Consider the following 14267-nt stretch of genomic DNA (forward strand, 5'->3'; position numbering starts at 1 on the left):
GTCAGCGCCCTCCGTCGTCCACCGCCTCGATGTGGTCCCCCACGGCGACCACCAGGACCCGGGTGTCCACCACCGTGGCCCGCCAGCGGTGGCGCACCCCTCCGGTGAGGAACAGGCTGTCGCCGCGCCCGAGGCGGTAGGCGCGGCCCTCGGCCTCCATCTCGACGGCGCCCTCGACGACGTACATCAACTCGTCGTTGCGATGCTGGAATTCGCGGCCCTCGTCGTGGTCGCCGATGAATTCGAGGACGTGTAGCTGGTGGTGGCCGCGGGTCAGCTCCCGCACGCGCGCCTCGGGTGTCGAACCGGTCAGGTCGGTGTCGTCGTCGGCGCGCACCACCTCGACGGTGCGGGCCGGGTCGGCGGCGGCGAGCAGCTCCACGTCGGTGGTGCGCAGCGCGTCCGCGACGCGCTGCAAGGAGCGTCTGCTGGGCCGGGCGCGTTCGTTCTCGATCTGGCTGAGGAACGGGACCGACAGGCCGCTGCGCTCGGCGACGACGGCGAGGGTGAGCTCCAGCTGGCGGCGGCGGCGCCGCACGGCCGAGCCCACCCGGAGGGTCTCCTTGTGCTCGTCCATCGCCTCGGCTCCCTTCAGCGCGTCGGTCCACTCTCAACCCTGACGGGTTTTCTGCACCCTACGCATGTTCGCCAAACGGTTCCGCTCTGTTGCCGCGACCGGTGCCGGGCGCCGTTACGGCCTGTGTCAGTACAGCAGCTCTCCGGCCTCGCCGGGGGCGGAACCCTCGGCTCGGCCGCCGACGGGGTCGTACGCGGGGGTGTCCCGGCTGCCGCAGTGGCCCCGCCTCCCCTGTCCCTCGATTATCACCACGCGCACGGCCCGGTCGAGCGCCGCACCAAAAAGGGGTGGACCTCGCCGCAAGGCGAGGCCCACCCCTCGGAGCGGAATCGTCCGGCCGGTGCTACTTCGCGGAGGTCATCTTCTCCTCGAAGCCCGGGTTCTTCTCCAGCCAGGCGTCGACGGCCTCGGGCTCGTTGCCCTTGCCCGCCTTGTTGATCTCGTTCTCCAGGCCGGCCAGTTCCTTCTCGCTCATCTTGAAGGCCTTGAGCCACTTGGTGAGCCGCGGGTACTGCTCCGGGAACTCCTTACTGGAGATCGTGCGGATCGTGTCGCCCTTGCCGAAGGCGACCTTGGGGTCCTTCAGCTTGGTCAGCTCGTACTCGTTGTACGCCCAGTGCGGCGACCAGAGCAGGACCGCGACCGGCTCCTTCTTGGCGTACGCCGACTTCAGCTCGGAGAGCATCGCGGGCGTCGAACCGGAGACGATCTTGTACTCCTTGTCGAGGCCGTAGCCGGGCAGGACCTTGTCCTTGAGCGCCGTCATCACACCCGTGCCGGGCTCGATGCCGATGATCTTGCCCTTGAACGTGTCGCCCTTGCCCTTGAGGTCCGCCAGCGACTTCACGTCCTTGACGTAGGACGGGACGGCGATCTCCAGCGACGTCGGGCTGTACCAGGAGCCCAGGTCCTTGAGGTCCGCCTTGTTCTTCTCCCAGTACTGCTTCTGGGCCGTGGGCAGCCAGGCGTCGAGGTCCAGGTCAAGGTCGCCCTGGGCGAGCGCGGTGTAGACCGGGCCGACGTCGGACGGCGTCAGCTTCATCTTGTAGCCGCGCTTCTCCAGGACGCGCTTCCACAGATTGGTGACGGCGATGTTCTCGTCCCACGCGAAGTACGCGGCGTTCAGCGGACGCTTCGCCTCGGCGGGCGTGGACGTGTCGGGCAGCGGGGCCAGCTTGTCCACGACGCCCGGGTGCTGCTTCAGCCAGGCGCGGACGGCTTCCTGCTGCTTGCCCTTGCCCGCCCTGTTGATCTCCGCCTCCAGACCCGTGAGCTGCTTCTCGCTCATCTTGAAGTCCTTCAGCCACTTGGCGACCAGGGGGTTCTCCTCGGAGAAGCCCTTGCGCGCCAGCGTGTGCACGCCGTCGCCCTTGCCCCAGGCGCCCTTGGGGTCCTTGAGCTTCTTCAGGTCGAAGTCGCTGTACGCCCAGTGCGGCGACCAGAGCGTGGTGACGATCGGTTCCTTCTTGGCGTACGCGCGCTTCAGCTCGGCCAGCATCGCGGGCGTGGAGCCGTCGACGACCTTGTACTCCTTGTCGAGGCCGTACTCCCCGAGCACCTTGTCCTTGAGCAGGCCCATCATCCCGGCGCTCGACTCGATGCCGACGATCTTGCCCTTGAACGTGCCGCTCTTGCCCTTGAGGTCCGCCAGGGAGTCGACGCCCTTCACGTAGGAGGGCACGGACAGCTCCAGCGAGGTCGGGCCGAACCACGCGCCCATGTCCTCCAGCTTGTCGCCGTACTTCTTCCAGTACGCGGCGTGCGTCGTCGGCAGCCAGGCGTCCGTCTGGAAGTCGACGCTGCCCTGGGCCAGCGAGGTGTAGAGCGGGCCCGCCTCCAGCTGCTTGGTCTGCGGCGTGAACCCGCGCTGCTCCAGGATCTCCTTCCAGAGGAAGGTGGAGGCCACGCCCTCGTCCCAGGGGATGTAGCCGATGTTGATCCGCTTGCCCTGGCCGACGTTCTTGTCGCCCGTGGCCGCTTCCCCGGACTTCGAACCGCCGAAGACGCCCATGCCGCCCGCGACGAGCGCGAGCACGACCACGCCGACCACGGCGACCGCGGCCTGCGGGCGGTAGGTCCAGATGTTCAGGCCCCGCGCGGCACGCGCCTTGGCGGCGGCGCGGCGGCCCAGCGGGGAGACCTGGGTGCCCAGCGAGCTGGTCATCCGGTCCAGGTAGATCGCCAGGATGACGATGGCGACGCCCGCCTCGGAGCCGAGGCCCACGTTGAGCTGGCCGATGGCCTCGTTGACGTCGGCGCCCAGGCCCTCGGTGCCGACCATGCCCGCGATGGCGGCCATGGAGAGGCCCAGCATGATGACCTGGTTGACACCGGCCATGATCGTGGGGAGGGCGAGGGGCAGCTGGATGCGCAGCAGGATGTTGCGCGGCGTGGTGCCGAAGGCGTCCGCGGCCTCGACCAGTTCCTTGTCGACCTGGCGGATGCCCAGCTCCGTCATGCGGACGCCGGGGGCGAGGGCGAAGATCAGGGTGGCGACGATGCCCGCGGGGGCGCCCATCCCGAAGAAGAGGATGGCGGGGATGAGGTAGATCATCGCCGGCAGCGTCTGCATGAAGTCGAGCACCGGGCGGACGACGCCGCTGACCGTGCTGGACCGGGCGGCCCAGATGCCCACGGGCACGGAGATGGCCAGCGCGATGACCGTCGCGACGAGCACCAGGGCCAGCGTCATCATCGCGTGGTCCCACAGTTCCAGCGAGATGATGAACGCGAAGCCCGCGAACGTCAGGACGCCGGCGACCACCCCGCGCAGCCAGAAGGCGATGACGGCGAAGATGCCCGCGAGCAGCAGCGGCTCGGGCGCCTGGAGCACGTCGGCTATGCCGTCGTAGGCGCCCTGGAAGACGGTCTGGAAGAAGTCGAACAGCCAGGCCATGTGGCTGAGCAGCCAGTCGACGGCGTCGTTGACCCACTCGCCGAACGGAATCCTAGGCACCGCTGACCACCTTCTTGCTCTCCTGCGGCTGCTCGTCCTCGGGGGCCTGCGGCTCGCCCTCGGAGGTCATCGGCTCACCGAGGACGGCGAGCAGCCGCGTCCGCGGGACGACGCCGACGAGCTTGCCGTCGGCGTCGGTGACGGCGACCGGCACGTCACTGGTGGAGCAGGGCGTGAACAGCTCGATGATCGGGGTGTCCTCGGTGACGGTGGCGGGGGCGTCGGTCCGCACGTAGTCACCGGCGGGGTCGGCCATGATCGCGCCGGCGGTGAGCACCCGGGAGCGGTCGACGTCCTGCGTGAACGCGGCGACGTAGTCGTTGGCCGGGGTGACGAGGATGTCCTCGGCGTTGCCGATCTGGACGATGCGGCCGTCGCGCATGACGGCGATCTGGTCCCCCAGGCGCATGGCCTCGTTGAGGTCGTGGGTGATGAAGACGATGGTCTTCTTCAGCCGCTTCTGGAGTTCGAGGAGCTGGTCCTGCATGTCGCGGCGGATCAGCGGGTCGAGCGCGCTGAACGACTCGTCCATGAGGAGCAGGTCGGCGTCGGTGGCGAGCGCGCGAGCCAGGCCCACGCGCTGCTGCATGCCGCCGGACAGTTCGTCGGGCCAGGACTTCTCCCAGCCCTTGAGCCCGGCGAGCTCCAGCGCCTCGGTGGCGCGCCGCTCGCGCTCGGCGCGCGGGACGCCCTGCACCTCCAGGCCGTAACCGGCGTTCTCCAGCACGCTGCGGTGCGGGAAGAGCGCGAAGTGCTGGAAGACCATGCTGATCTTCTTGGAGCGCACCGCGCGCATCTCGCGGGCGCTCAGCTCGGTGAGGTCCTGACCGTCGAAGCGGACGTGACCGGCCGTCGGCGTCGACAGCCCGTTGAGCATGCGCAGCAACGTGGACTTGCCGGACCCGGAGAGACCCATGACGACGAAGATCTGGCCCGGTTCGACCTCGAAGGAGGCGTCGATCACGGCGGCGGTGGTGCCGTCGGCGCGCAGCTCCTCCCGGTCGGCTCCGTGGCGGAGTCGCTCCACCGCGTCGGCGGGTCGTCTGCCGAACACCTTGTACAAGTGCTCGGCCTTCAGCCTGGACACATACACCTCTCGGGTTGAACCAAGACGGCCCGCCTCCCCCGCCGGAGGGCCGTGGAGCGCCGTGACCTCTGCTCACTTGCCCGGTCGAAATGTTGAAAGCTCGACGGGGTGCACTCCGGCGGCGCGCCTGCCCCAAGTCGGGAGAAGCAAACGCAGAAGTGACCCAGCTCACCTCGCGACCGGTCCGTATGTCGTCGTCCCAGGTCGAGGCCGGGTGTCGGTGCCGTGCGGCATGATGCGCACCGTGACTCAGCGAACACGACGGCTCATGCTCCTCGACACGGCCTCCCTCTACTTCCGGGCCTACTTCGGGGTCCCCGACTCCGTGAAGGCCCCGGACGGCACGTCGGTCAACGCCGTGCGCGGACTGCTCGACTTCATCGCCCGCCTCGTCCAGGACCACCGCCCGGACGACCTCGTCGCCTGCATGGACGCGGACTGGCGCCCGCACTGGCGCGTCGAACTCATCCCCTCCTACAAGGCGCACCGCGTGGCCGAGGAGACCCCGCAGGGCCCGGACGCCGAGGAGATCCCCGACACCCTCGCCCCGCAGGTCCCGGTGATCGAGGAGGTCCTGGACGCGCTCGGCATCGCGCGCGTGGGCGTCGCGGCGTACGAGGCGGACGACGTCATCGGCACCTTCGCGGCGCGCGCCACGGGCCCGGTGGACATCGTCACCGGCGACCGCGACCTCTACCAGCTGGTCGACGACGAGCGGGGCATCCGCGTCCTCTATCCCCTGAAGGGCGTCGGCACGCTCCAGATCACCGACGAGGCCTGGCTCCGCGAGAAGTACGGCGTCGACGGCCCGGGCTACGTCGACCTCGCCCTGCTGCGCGGCGACCCGAGCGACGGCCTGCCCGGCGTACCCGGCATCGGCGAGAAGACGGCGGCCAAGCTGCTGGACGCCTTCGGCGACCTGGCCGGGATCATGGCCGCGGTCGACGACCCGAGGTCGAAGCTCACCCCGTCGCAGCGCAGGCGGCTCGACGAGTCGCGGGCGTACGTGGCGGTCGCCCCGAAGGTCGTCCGGGTCGCCGGCGACGTGCCGCTGCCCGAGGTCGACGTGGCACTCCCCCGCGCGCCGCGCGACCCGGCCGCGCTCGAAGAGCTGGCCGAGCGGTGGAACTTGGGCGGCTCGCTCCAGCGGCTTCTCCACACGCTCCAGAGCTGAAGTGCTAGCTTAGGTAAGCCTAAGTATCCAGGGATCAGGGGAGGCCGTCGCCGATGGCAGAACGTCCGGCACGCACAGCACCGAAGACCCACGTCGGGCGGGTCGTCCGCACGGAGCGGCTGACCCCGCACATGCAGCGGGTGGTGCTCGGCGGCGAAGGCCTCGCCGAGTTCTCCGCGGGCGAGTGCACCGACCACTACGTGAAGCTGCTCTTCGACGCCGAGGGCGTCACCTACCCGACGCCCTTCGACATACAGCGCATCCGCGAGGAGTTCCCGCGCGACCAGTGGCCGGTCACCCGCACGTACACGGTGCGCTGGTGGGACCCCGAGACCCGCGAGCTGGCCCTCGACTTCGTCATCCACGGCGACGAGGGCCTCGCGGGCCCCTGGGCGCACGAGGCCGAGGCGGGCACCACGATCCGCTTCCTCGGCCCCGGTGGCGGCTACGCCCCGGACGCGGCCGCCGACTGGCACCTGTTGGCCGGTGACGAAAGCGCCCTGCCCGCGATCGCCGCCGCGGCCGAGGCGCTCCCCGCCGGGGCGACCGCCCGGATCTTCGTGGAGGTCGAGGGCCCCGTGGAGGAGCAGAAGATCGCCACGGACGCGGAGATCGTCTGGCTGCACCGCGCGGGCCGCCCGGTGGGCCAGGCCCTGACCGAGGCCGTACGCTCCCTGGAGTTCCCGCGGGGCGACGTCCAGGCCTTCGTCCACGGCGAGGCGGGCTTCGTGAAGGAACTGCGCCGCTACCTCCGCGTGGAGCGCGAGATCCCGCGCGAGCGCCTGTCGATCTCCGGGTACTGGCGCCTCGGCCACAACGAGGACGGCTGGCAGGCCTCGAAGCGGGAGTGGAACGCGCAGGTGGAGGCGGAGCAGGAGAGCGCGGCGTAGGCGCTGGCAGGCTCCGCGACCTGCCGTCGGCCCCGAAGGCCTTGCGGCGTTTCGCTCCGCGGGGCCGGTCGGTCAATGGCCGTAGGGGCTGATGTCCGTGGCCGACGGTCGGCCGTGGTCCGTCCTCGCGCAGTTGCCCGCGCCCCTTGCGGGGCGCCCACTCCCCCCGTTCTCCGCGAGGCGCGCGTGCAGGTGCATGTCGTGCCAGCCGTCCGCGTGCAGCACCGCGCCGCGCTTGGTGCCCTCCGCGGCGAAGCCGGTCCGCAGGGCCACCCGGCACGACGCCTCGTTAGCCGTGGCGTGCGTCAACTCCAGGCGGTGCAGGCCCACTTCGTCGAAGGCCCAGCGCGTGAGGGCCTCGACGCCGCGTGAGGCGACGCCGCGGCCGCGCGCCGACGGCACCGTCCAGTAGGCGATCTCGGCCTGGCCGTCGGCCAGCTCGATCTGCCGCAGGGCGACCCGTCCGACGAGCCGGTCCGTGGCGGTGTCGGTGATCGCCCAGTGCGCGTGGCGCTCACCGGCCCAGGCCCCCCGCCAGTCCTCGATCCAGCCGAGCGCCTCGCTCTCGGAGTCGGCCACGCGGGCGTGCCAGCGCTGGAGCAAGGGGTCCTGGAAGGCCTCGTACACGGCGGGGGCGTCGGTGGGCGCCCAGGGGCGCAGGGTCAGACCGCCGGGGGCGGGGAGCGTCGGCTGCTCCCGGCGGGCGAGGGTACCGGGGGCGACGACATCGGGGACCTTGAGGGGCATGGCCTCATCGTGCACCGGGAGCGCGCGCGACGGCACCGGTTTTCCGGGCCCCGCGGCCGACACCCCGCCCTGACCTGCGGCGCCGCCCCGTACGCTGGGCTCCTGATGAGACACAAGCCCCGCATCCCGCCCGCCCCTCTGCCCCAGCGCGACGGCGTCGACCCGGTCAGGGTCAGGCTGCCGTCCGGCGGGGCGTGGCCAACGGTCCGCGACCATCTGGTGGAGCGGCTCGCGGCCGGGCCCGGCGTCATCGACGCGATGCTGCGCGGCGGCGAGATCGTCGGCGCGGACGGCACGCCGGTCGCGCCGGACGCCCCGTACGCGCCGGGCGCCTTCGTCTGGTTCCACCGGGAGCTCCCGCCGGAGGTCACCGTGCCGTTCGCCCTCGACGTCGTCCACCGCGACGAGCACATCGTGGTGGTGGACAAGCCGCACTTCCTCGCCACCATGCCGCGCGGCGGCCACGTCGTGCAGACGGCCCTCGCCCGGCTGCGCGTACAGCTCGGCATCCCGACGCTGAGCGCGGCCCACCGCCTGGACCGGCTGACCGCCGGGCTGCTCCTGTTCACCGTGCGGCCCGAGGAACGCGGCGCGTACCAGACGCTGTTCCGCGACCGCCTCGTACACAAGGAGTACGAGGCGGTGGCGCCCCACGACCCGCGCGTGCCGCTCCCCCGCACCGTCCGCAGCCACATCGTCAAGGAGCGCGGGCTCATCGCCGCCTACGAGGTCGAGGGCGCCGAGCCGAACAGCGAGAGCCGCGTCGAACTCATCGAGCACCGCGGCGCCCTCGGCCGCTACCGCCTGACCCCGCACACCGGCCGCACCCACCAGCTCCGCGTCCACATGAACGCGCTCGGCCTGCCGATCCTCGGCGACCCGCTCTACCCGGTGGTGACCGGCCCCGCGGAGCCGGACGACTTCCGGCGGCCCCTGCAACTCCTCGCGCGGGTGCTGGAGTTCACGGACCCGGTGACCGGCGCCCGGCACCGCTTCGTGAGCGGGCGGACGCTGGGCGCTTGGTCGGCGTACGAGGACTGGGCCCGGTAGCCGGCCCGCCGACCGGGCTCAGTTGCCGCGCCACCAGGTGACGAAGCGCCGCCACGCCCCCTGGGCCTGCACCGGCTGCGGTGCGGGCGCGGGGTCCGCGGGCGGGGCGGCCTGCGGCAGCGGGGCCGGGGCGGCGGGGGGCGGCGGCTGGGGCGGCGGCGTGGAGATGTGCCACTCCTCGCGGGGCCGGGGCAGCTGCGCGTACGGCCGCACCGTGACGTCCTGCGGAGGGCGCGGCACGAACCGCACCGGCAGCTCCACCAGATGCCGCGAGAGGATCGACGAGGTCCACCGCAACTCCCGCTCGTGCACGTCCAGTTCGACGTCCGGCAGCCGCATCAGGAGCGCGTCGACACCCGTGTCGGCGATGGCGCGGCCGATGTCCTGCCCCGGGCACTCGTGGGGCCCGCCGCTGAACGCCAGGTGCGAGCGGTTGCCCCGCATGTTGGCGGCGAGGTCGGGGCGTACGACGGGATCGACGTTGCCCGGCGCGATGCCGAGGATCAGGCCGTCGCCGGCGCGGATCCGCTGGCCGCCCAGCTCCGTGTCCTGCTTGGCGAAGTAGCCGATCATGGCGGTGAACGGCGGCTCGTCCCACAGCGACTGCTCAACCGCCTCGGGGACCGTCATCTGGCCGCCGCTGAGCTGCGCGCGGAAGCGGGGGTCGGTCAGGACCATCCGCAGGACGTTCGCGATGAGGTTGGCGGTGGCCTCGTAGGCGGCGATGAGCACCAGCCGCAGATGCGCGGCGACCTCGTCATCGGTGAGCTGCGCCGGGTGCGCGATGAGCCGGGTGGCGAAGTCCTCCTCGGGCTGGACGCGGCGCCGCGCCACGAGGCCCGTGAGGACCTCCATGATGTACGCGTTGCTGGCGATGGCCGTGTCGGTGCCCTTGATCATGTCGCGGGCCGACTGCACCATCCGCTCGTTGTACTCCTCGGGCATGCCGAGGACGTGGCACATCACCATCATCGGCAGGTGCTCGGCGAACTGGCTGACCAGGTCGGCCCGGCCGGTCTCGCAGAAGTCGTTGAGCAGCTGGTTCGTGTAGCGGTTGATGTAGCGGCGGACGCCGCGGTGGTCGATGCCCGCCATGGCGTCGGTGACCGCTCCGCGCAGCCGCTGGTGCTCGCCGCCCTCGACGAAGCTGCACATGGGCTGCCAGGTGAAGACGGGCGCGAGCGGATGGTTGGGCCCGGCACTGCCGTCCCGCACCGCGCGCCAGATGCGCGAGTCCCGGGTGAACTGCGAGGGCGTGCGGACCATGTGGAGGTTCTCGCTGTGGCCGAGCACGGCCCAGATCGGCACGTCCTGGTGGAGAAGCGCGGGGGCGACCGGGCCGTGCTCGGCGCGCAGCTTCTCGTACAGACCGGCCAGATCGTTGTCCGCCTCGGGGCCGTAGAGGCGGCGCAGCCCGCCGGGGCCGAGGCCATGGGCGGGGCAGCCGGGGGGCGGCGCGGCGGGGTCGTCGGTGCCGGGCCAGGAGGGGGAGGGGGTCGTCACGGTCGTCGCTCCGGGGTGGCGGAAGGGTTGTGGGTGGCAGCTGTCGCAAGGGTGGGGCGGGTCGGACGCGGGCCACGGTCGGGCCAGGTCAGGGATCAGACGCGGGCCACGGTCAGGGAGTGCAGGTAGCGCATCAGGGTCATCAGGACGTCCCGGCTGGACTCCCTGCGGCGGGCGTCGCAGGCCATGATCGGCACCGCGAGGTCCAGGTCCAGCGCCTTGCGCAGGGTCTCGACGGGGTGCTGCGGCGCGTCCGGGAAGTCGTTGACGGCGACGACGAACGGCACGCCGCGCTCCTCCAGGCGCCCGATCACGTCGAAGCTGACTTCGAGGCGGCGCGTGTCGATGAGTACGACCGCGCCGAGCGCTCCTTCGAAGAGCCCGTTCCACAGGAACCAGAAGCGCTCCTGGCCGGGGGTGCCGAAGAGGTAGAGCACCAGTTCCTCGGAGATGCTGATGCGGCCGAAGTCCATGGCGACGGTGGTGGCCGTCTTGGACTCCGATCCGTAGTTGTCGTCGACGCCGATGCCCGCCTCGGTCATCGTCTCCTCGGTCGTCAGCGGACGGATCTCGCTGACCGAGCCGACCATCGTCGTCTTGCCGACCCCGAACCCGCCGACGATCACGACCTTCACGGCGGCCGCGGCCGTGTGCGGCAGGACGTCCTCGCTGCGCGGGCCGGTGATCGTGTCGGTGCTCTCAGAGCTTCTGTAGTCCATGCATCACCGCTTCGAGGAGGGATCGGTCGGGGAGCGCGGAGCGGACGATGGGCGCGCGCGCCTGCACGAGTTCGGCCGCGAGCAACTCGGTCAGGACCACGGTCACCACACTGAAGGGCAGCGCCATGTACGCGGACAGCTCGGCGACGGAGAGCGGCGTCCGGCACAGCCGCAGCACGGCCGCGTGCTCGGGCTGCGCCGTGGGAGCCGCCTCGCCGTCGGCGACGATCAGCGTGACCAGGTCGAGGGGCGCCCGCTCGGAGTCCTCGCCCGTCAGGATGTACAGCCGCTCGGGGTTGTCCGGGCTGCGTCGCTCGCGCTGGGGAGGGGCGTCGGGGGCGGGGGCGTCCCGGGCGGGCGCGTCCCGCCGGGACGGCGGCTCCCCGTTCGCCGGGCCGGGCAGCGGGCCTTGCGGAGGAGTCATACGGCCTGCCCGTCACGCCGAGGCGGGCTCGTCAGGTGCGCCCCGATGCGTACGACGAGGTCGCGCATCCGGGCGGCGACGAGGCCCGCGTCGACGGTCACGTCGGCGAGCACCGCCAGATAGGCGCCCGCGCCGGCGGCCATCATGTAGAAGTAGCCGCCGTCGATCTCGATGATGACCATCTTCATCCCGCCGTCGCTGTGCGGGATCTCCGTGGCCACGGCGGTGGCGAGGCTCTGCAGACCGGCGCAGGCCGCGGCGATGCGGTCGGCGGCGTCCGGGTCGCCGCCGTAGCGCGCGATGCGCAGTCCGTCGGCGGAGAGCACCACGATCTGCCGTGTCTGCGGCACGCCGTCGGCGAGCTCCTTCAGCATCCAGTCGAAATTGGCGCGCTGCTGGATCACTGCCAGCCCCCCTCGTCGGCGTTGCCGTGGTTGTTCTGGGTGGTTCCCTGCGGAGGGGTGGTTCCCGGCGGGGATGTGGTCCCTTGCGGGGGTGTGGTCCCCTGCGGGGCGGCGGACGGATCGGGGCCGCCCGTGCCCTCACCCTTGACGCCCTTCATGAACGCCTCGACCCACAGGCCCGGTTCGGTCGTCTGCTTCTTGGGCGCGGGGGGCGGCGCGGTCGCGGCGGCGTGCGCCTCGGCGATCCGCTGGGCCTCGGCCTCCCGGGCGTACCGCTCCTTGAGGGTCATCGTGACGCGGCTGCGGCGCTGCGGGAGTCCGTTCTCGGTCCACTCGGTGACCTCGGGGACGTCGTCGCCCATGACCGCCTCGCGCTGGGAGCGCAGCGGCGGGCCCGCGGTGACGACGCGGGGCTTCTTGCGGCGGATGTTGCGGGCGGGCTCCTCGATGAGCCGGCCGCTGTTGTCCACGCGGGGCACGGCGGAGGCGCCGATGCCGTGGGCGAGGCCGGGGGCGGGCCCGGTGGTCATCATCTCGCGCGGCACGATGAGCACCGCGCGGACGCCGCCGTACGCGGACTGCCGCAGGGCGACCTGCATGTTGTACATCTGCGAGAGGCGGCCGACCACGGCCATGCCGAGGCGCGGCGTCTCCCCGAGGTCGTTGAGGCCGATGCCCGCCTGGGCCTGCGCCAGCATGTGCTCCGCCCGGCCACGGGCCTCCTCGCTGAGGCTGACGCCGCCGTCCTCGATCTCGATGGCGATGCCGGTCTGCACCTCGATGGCGGTGACGTGCACCTTGGTGTGCGGCGGCGAGTAACGGGTGGCGTTGTCGAGGAGTTCGGCACAGGCGTGGATGAGCGGCTCGACGGAGGTGCCCTTGATCGCGACGTCGGCGATCGAGTGCAGGGCCACGCGCGGATAGTCGAGGATGCGGGACATGGCGCCGCGCAACACGCTGAACAGCGGTACGGGGTTGGGCCACTGGCGGCCCGGCCGGGCGCCGCCGAGGACCGTGATGGAGTCGGCGAGGCGGCCGATCAGCGCGGTGCCGTGGTCGATGCGCAGGAGGTCGTCGAAGACCTCGGGGTTGCGGCCGTGGAACTCCTCCATCTCCCGCAGCTCCGCGGCCTGTTGGTGGACGATCGACTGGACGCGCCGGGCGATGTTCACGAAGGCGCGCTGCGCGGACTCGCGCCTCGACTCCTCGTCGTCCAGGGTGTTGAGGATCACCCGGAGCAGTACGCGGTGCGTCTCGGGCAGATCGCGGTGCACCCCGCTCTTGTCGACGACGTTGCGGATCACGTCGATGGGCCCTTCGCCCTGCCGCAGCCGCCACAGCGCGTCGGGCAGGATTTCCCGGCCCAGTCGCATCATCTCGCCCTCGTGGGCCGCGATGCACCCTTCGAGGTGGGTCAGTCGCTGTGCGTACTGTGCGCGCTCGCTCCGGATGGTCCGGCCGCGCCGCACGGCTTCGATGCCGACCACGATGACCATGAGCGTCGCCACGGCGCCGCACGAGCCGACCGCGAGCCGGGCCGGCTCGGTCACCGCCGCGACCGCGGCTCCGGTCGCCGCGGCCATCAGCATGGCGGGCAGCAACAGCACGCGCGTGTAGGGGACTTCTCGGCCACCGGGAGGCGATTGAACACTCACCATGTATGCCCTCTGAACAGTCGTCTTGGGGAACTCGGGGAAGGGGGGAGCAAAAACGAACTATCGAAAGATCTGCGAACAAGCGCGCGAATTTCGGCGCAACTCACTTCAACTCGCCGCGCTCCGGGCGAGCTTAGTCCGCCGCAAACATCGCCGAGTCATATTCGGCAACCCCCTGCACGGGCCCGGCCGACAGGAATACACTCGCTCCATTTACACGCCTGGCGATCATTCGAACACGTGGAGTGACACCTTCGAACGACAGGCGACGCGGTGAACTCCGGCGCCTTGCGGGCGAGTTACGGTCGGCTTACCGATGGCCGTGCGGTGGCGCCGCCCGATGACGAGCAGCACGGGAAGCCACGGCTCCGGCAGGTCGGCCGCCACCAGGTGGTGGTACGCCATCCGGTAGCTGAGGGCGGCGGCTATGGCCCAACGCGGGCACTCGGCGCCGAGGGTGACCCGATGGTGGATCTCGACGGTGCGTTCGTACGCCGGGCGCCGGTGGACCACGTACGCGCGGCAGAACGCGCGGACGAGTGTGCAGGTGCGCGCCGGGGGCCGCAGGGCGAAGCGGACGGCGAACATGCCCCCATGGAGTGCCCGACGACATAGGTCCGTTCGACGCCGAGGCGATCGAGGAGCGCCACCGTGTTCGACGCGAGCAGGCCGGAGGTGTGCTACGCCAGGGCCGGTTTCGAGGACCGCCCGAAGCCGATCCGGTCGGGTACGACGACGCGGTACCCGGCGGGGCGCACGCCCGCGCGGCCGGCTTCCACGCCCCGCCGTCGAAGTTCTTGCCGTGCAGCAGAACCGTCCGACCGAACGGCTTCCCCCGGGGGCGCGAGGTCGACGTACGCCATGTTCACCGTCTCGCCCTCGATCACCAGCCGCAGGAAGCCGCACCGGGAAGGGCGGGGGGAAGCCCTCCATGGGGATGCCGACCGGCGCCGCTCGCCGTGGCGGGACCTCCCGCTCCTGCCACGGCGACCGCTCCTGCGGCGGCAGGCTCCGGCGCATGGTCATCGCGCACCCCGGCACACTGGCACGTCAGTACGGCCATCGTGCGCCAACGCCCTTG

The 14267-nt window shown here is 71.5% G+C and carries 13 protein-coding genes; 3 read left to right on the forward strand and 10 right to left on the reverse strand.

The window, feature by feature from the left end; all coding sequences use genetic code 11:
- Position 1: 1 nt before the first annotated feature.
- From J2N69_RS06175 to J2N69_RS06185, 3 genes are all read right to left on the reverse strand, one after another.
- Positions 2-577 (reverse strand): helix-turn-helix transcriptional regulator, encoded by a 576-nt coding sequence (locus J2N69_RS06175; protein ID WP_230899832.1) that lies wholly within the window; start codon positions 575-577, stop codon positions 2-4.
- A gap of 343 nt (positions 578-920) precedes the next feature.
- Positions 921-3533: an ABC transporter permease/substrate binding protein gene (locus tag J2N69_RS06180; protein ID WP_230899833.1), complete on the reverse strand. Its 2613-nt coding sequence runs from the start codon at positions 3531-3533 to the stop codon at positions 921-923.
- Positions 3526-4620, reverse strand: a complete 1095-nt coding sequence (locus J2N69_RS06185; protein ID WP_230899834.1) for a quaternary amine ABC transporter ATP-binding protein — start codon at positions 4618-4620, stop codon at positions 3526-3528. Before J2N69_RS06185 ends, J2N69_RS06180 begins: the two co-directional genes overlap by 8 nt.
- 235 nt (positions 4621-4855) lie before the next feature.
- Here J2N69_RS06185 and J2N69_RS06190 point away from each other — a divergent pair, with 235 nt between their 5' ends.
- Both J2N69_RS06190 and J2N69_RS06195 read left to right on the forward strand, forming a co-directional pair.
- The gene (locus J2N69_RS06190; RefSeq protein ID WP_408056678.1) at positions 4856-5794 is read left to right on the forward strand and encodes a 5'-3' exonuclease; all 939 of its coding nucleotides are present in this window, start codon (positions 4856-4858) and stop codon (positions 5792-5794) included.
- Positions 5795-5847: 53 nt separating this feature from the next.
- Complete coding sequence (locus J2N69_RS06195) at positions 5848-6684, forward strand: siderophore-interacting protein (RefSeq protein ID WP_230899835.1); 837 nt, start codon at positions 5848-5850, stop codon at positions 6682-6684.
- A 72-nt stretch (positions 6685-6756) separates the two neighbouring features.
- On the opposite strand, the gene J2N69_RS06200 is transcribed toward J2N69_RS06195, so the two are convergent.
- The gene (locus J2N69_RS06200) at positions 6757-7431 is read right to left on the reverse strand and encodes a GNAT family N-acetyltransferase (protein WP_408056679.1); all 675 of its coding nucleotides are present in this window, start codon (positions 7429-7431) and stop codon (positions 6757-6759) included.
- A 105-nt stretch (positions 7432-7536) separates the two neighbouring features.
- Between J2N69_RS06200 and J2N69_RS06205 the strand changes: the two genes are divergently transcribed.
- Positions 7537-8481, forward strand: coding sequence for an RluA family pseudouridine synthase (locus J2N69_RS06205; RefSeq protein WP_230899836.1), 945 nt, complete (start codon positions 7537-7539; stop codon positions 8479-8481).
- Positions 8482-8499: 18 nt separating this feature from the next.
- On the opposite strand, the gene J2N69_RS06210 is transcribed toward J2N69_RS06205, so the two are convergent.
- The 6 genes from J2N69_RS06210 to J2N69_RS06235 all read right to left on the reverse strand — a co-directional run bounded on the left by J2N69_RS06210 (position 8500) and on the right by J2N69_RS06235 (position 13774).
- Positions 8500-9984: a cytochrome P450 gene (locus J2N69_RS06210; protein ID WP_230899837.1), complete on the reverse strand. Its 1485-nt coding sequence runs from the start codon at positions 9982-9984 to the stop codon at positions 8500-8502.
- Positions 9985-10079: 95 nt separating this feature from the next.
- Complete coding sequence (locus J2N69_RS06215; RefSeq protein ID WP_230899838.1) at positions 10080-10703, reverse strand: GTP-binding protein; 624 nt, start codon at positions 10701-10703, stop codon at positions 10080-10082.
- On the reverse strand, positions 10684-11127 hold the full coding sequence (locus tag J2N69_RS06220) for a DUF742 domain-containing protein (protein ID WP_230899839.1): 444 nt from the start codon (positions 11125-11127) through the stop codon (positions 10684-10686). The genes J2N69_RS06215 and J2N69_RS06220 overlap by 20 nt, the downstream gene beginning before the upstream one ends.
- On the reverse strand, positions 11124-11531 hold the full coding sequence (locus J2N69_RS06225; RefSeq protein WP_230899840.1) for a roadblock/LC7 domain-containing protein: 408 nt from the start codon (positions 11529-11531) through the stop codon (positions 11124-11126). The genes J2N69_RS06220 and J2N69_RS06225 overlap by 4 nt, the downstream gene beginning before the upstream one ends.
- A complete protein-coding gene (locus tag J2N69_RS06230; protein ID WP_230899841.1) occupies positions 11528-13189 on the reverse strand; it encodes an ATP-binding protein in 1662 nt (553 codons plus the stop codon). The genes J2N69_RS06225 and J2N69_RS06230 overlap by 4 nt, the downstream gene beginning before the upstream one ends.
- 225 nt (positions 13190-13414) lie before the next feature.
- The gene (locus tag J2N69_RS06235) at positions 13415-13774 is read right to left on the reverse strand and encodes a hypothetical protein (RefSeq protein ID WP_230899842.1); all 360 of its coding nucleotides are present in this window, start codon (positions 13772-13774) and stop codon (positions 13415-13417) included.
- Between the last annotated feature and the right edge of the window lie 493 nt (positions 13775-14267).

Origin of the sequence: Streptomyces huasconensis (genome assembly GCF_021028635.1) — a bacterium.
In the GTDB taxonomy this organism is placed as follows: domain Bacteria; phylum Actinomycetota; class Actinomycetes; order Streptomycetales; family Streptomycetaceae; genus Streptomyces; species Streptomyces huasconensis.

Bases quoted from the DNA above. Each gene is read 5' to 3' on its own strand.
- J2N69_RS06175 (WP_230899832.1), bottom strand. From the start codon at position 577: ATGGACGAGCACAAGGAGACCCTCCGGGTGGGCTCGGCCGTGCGGCGC.
- J2N69_RS06190 (WP_408056678.1), top strand. From the start codon at position 4,856: ATGCGCACCGTGACTCAGCGAACACGACGGCTCATGCTCCTCGACACG.
- J2N69_RS06195 (WP_230899835.1), top strand. From the start codon at position 5,848: ATGGCAGAACGTCCGGCACGCACAGCACCGAAGACCCACGTCGGGCGG.
- J2N69_RS06200 (WP_408056679.1), bottom strand. From the start codon at position 7,431: ATGCCCCTCAAGGTCCCCGATGTCGTCGCCCCCGGTACCCTCGCCCGC.
- J2N69_RS06205 (WP_230899836.1), top strand. From the start codon at position 7,537: ATGAGACACAAGCCCCGCATCCCGCCCGCCCCTCTGCCCCAGCGCGAC.
- J2N69_RS06215 (WP_230899838.1), bottom strand. From the start codon at position 10,703: ATGGACTACAGAAGCTCTGAGAGCACCGACACGATCACCGGCCCGCGC.
- J2N69_RS06220 (WP_230899839.1), bottom strand. From the start codon at position 11,127: ATGACTCCTCCGCAAGGCCCGCTGCCCGGCCCGGCGAACGGGGAGCCG.
- J2N69_RS06230 (WP_230899841.1), bottom strand. From the start codon at position 13,189: ATGGTGAGTGTTCAATCGCCTCCCGGTGGCCGAGAAGTCCCCTACACG.
- J2N69_RS06235 (WP_230899842.1), bottom strand. From the start codon at position 13,774: ATGTTCGCCGTCCGCTTCGCCCTGCGGCCCCCGGCGCGCACCTGCACA.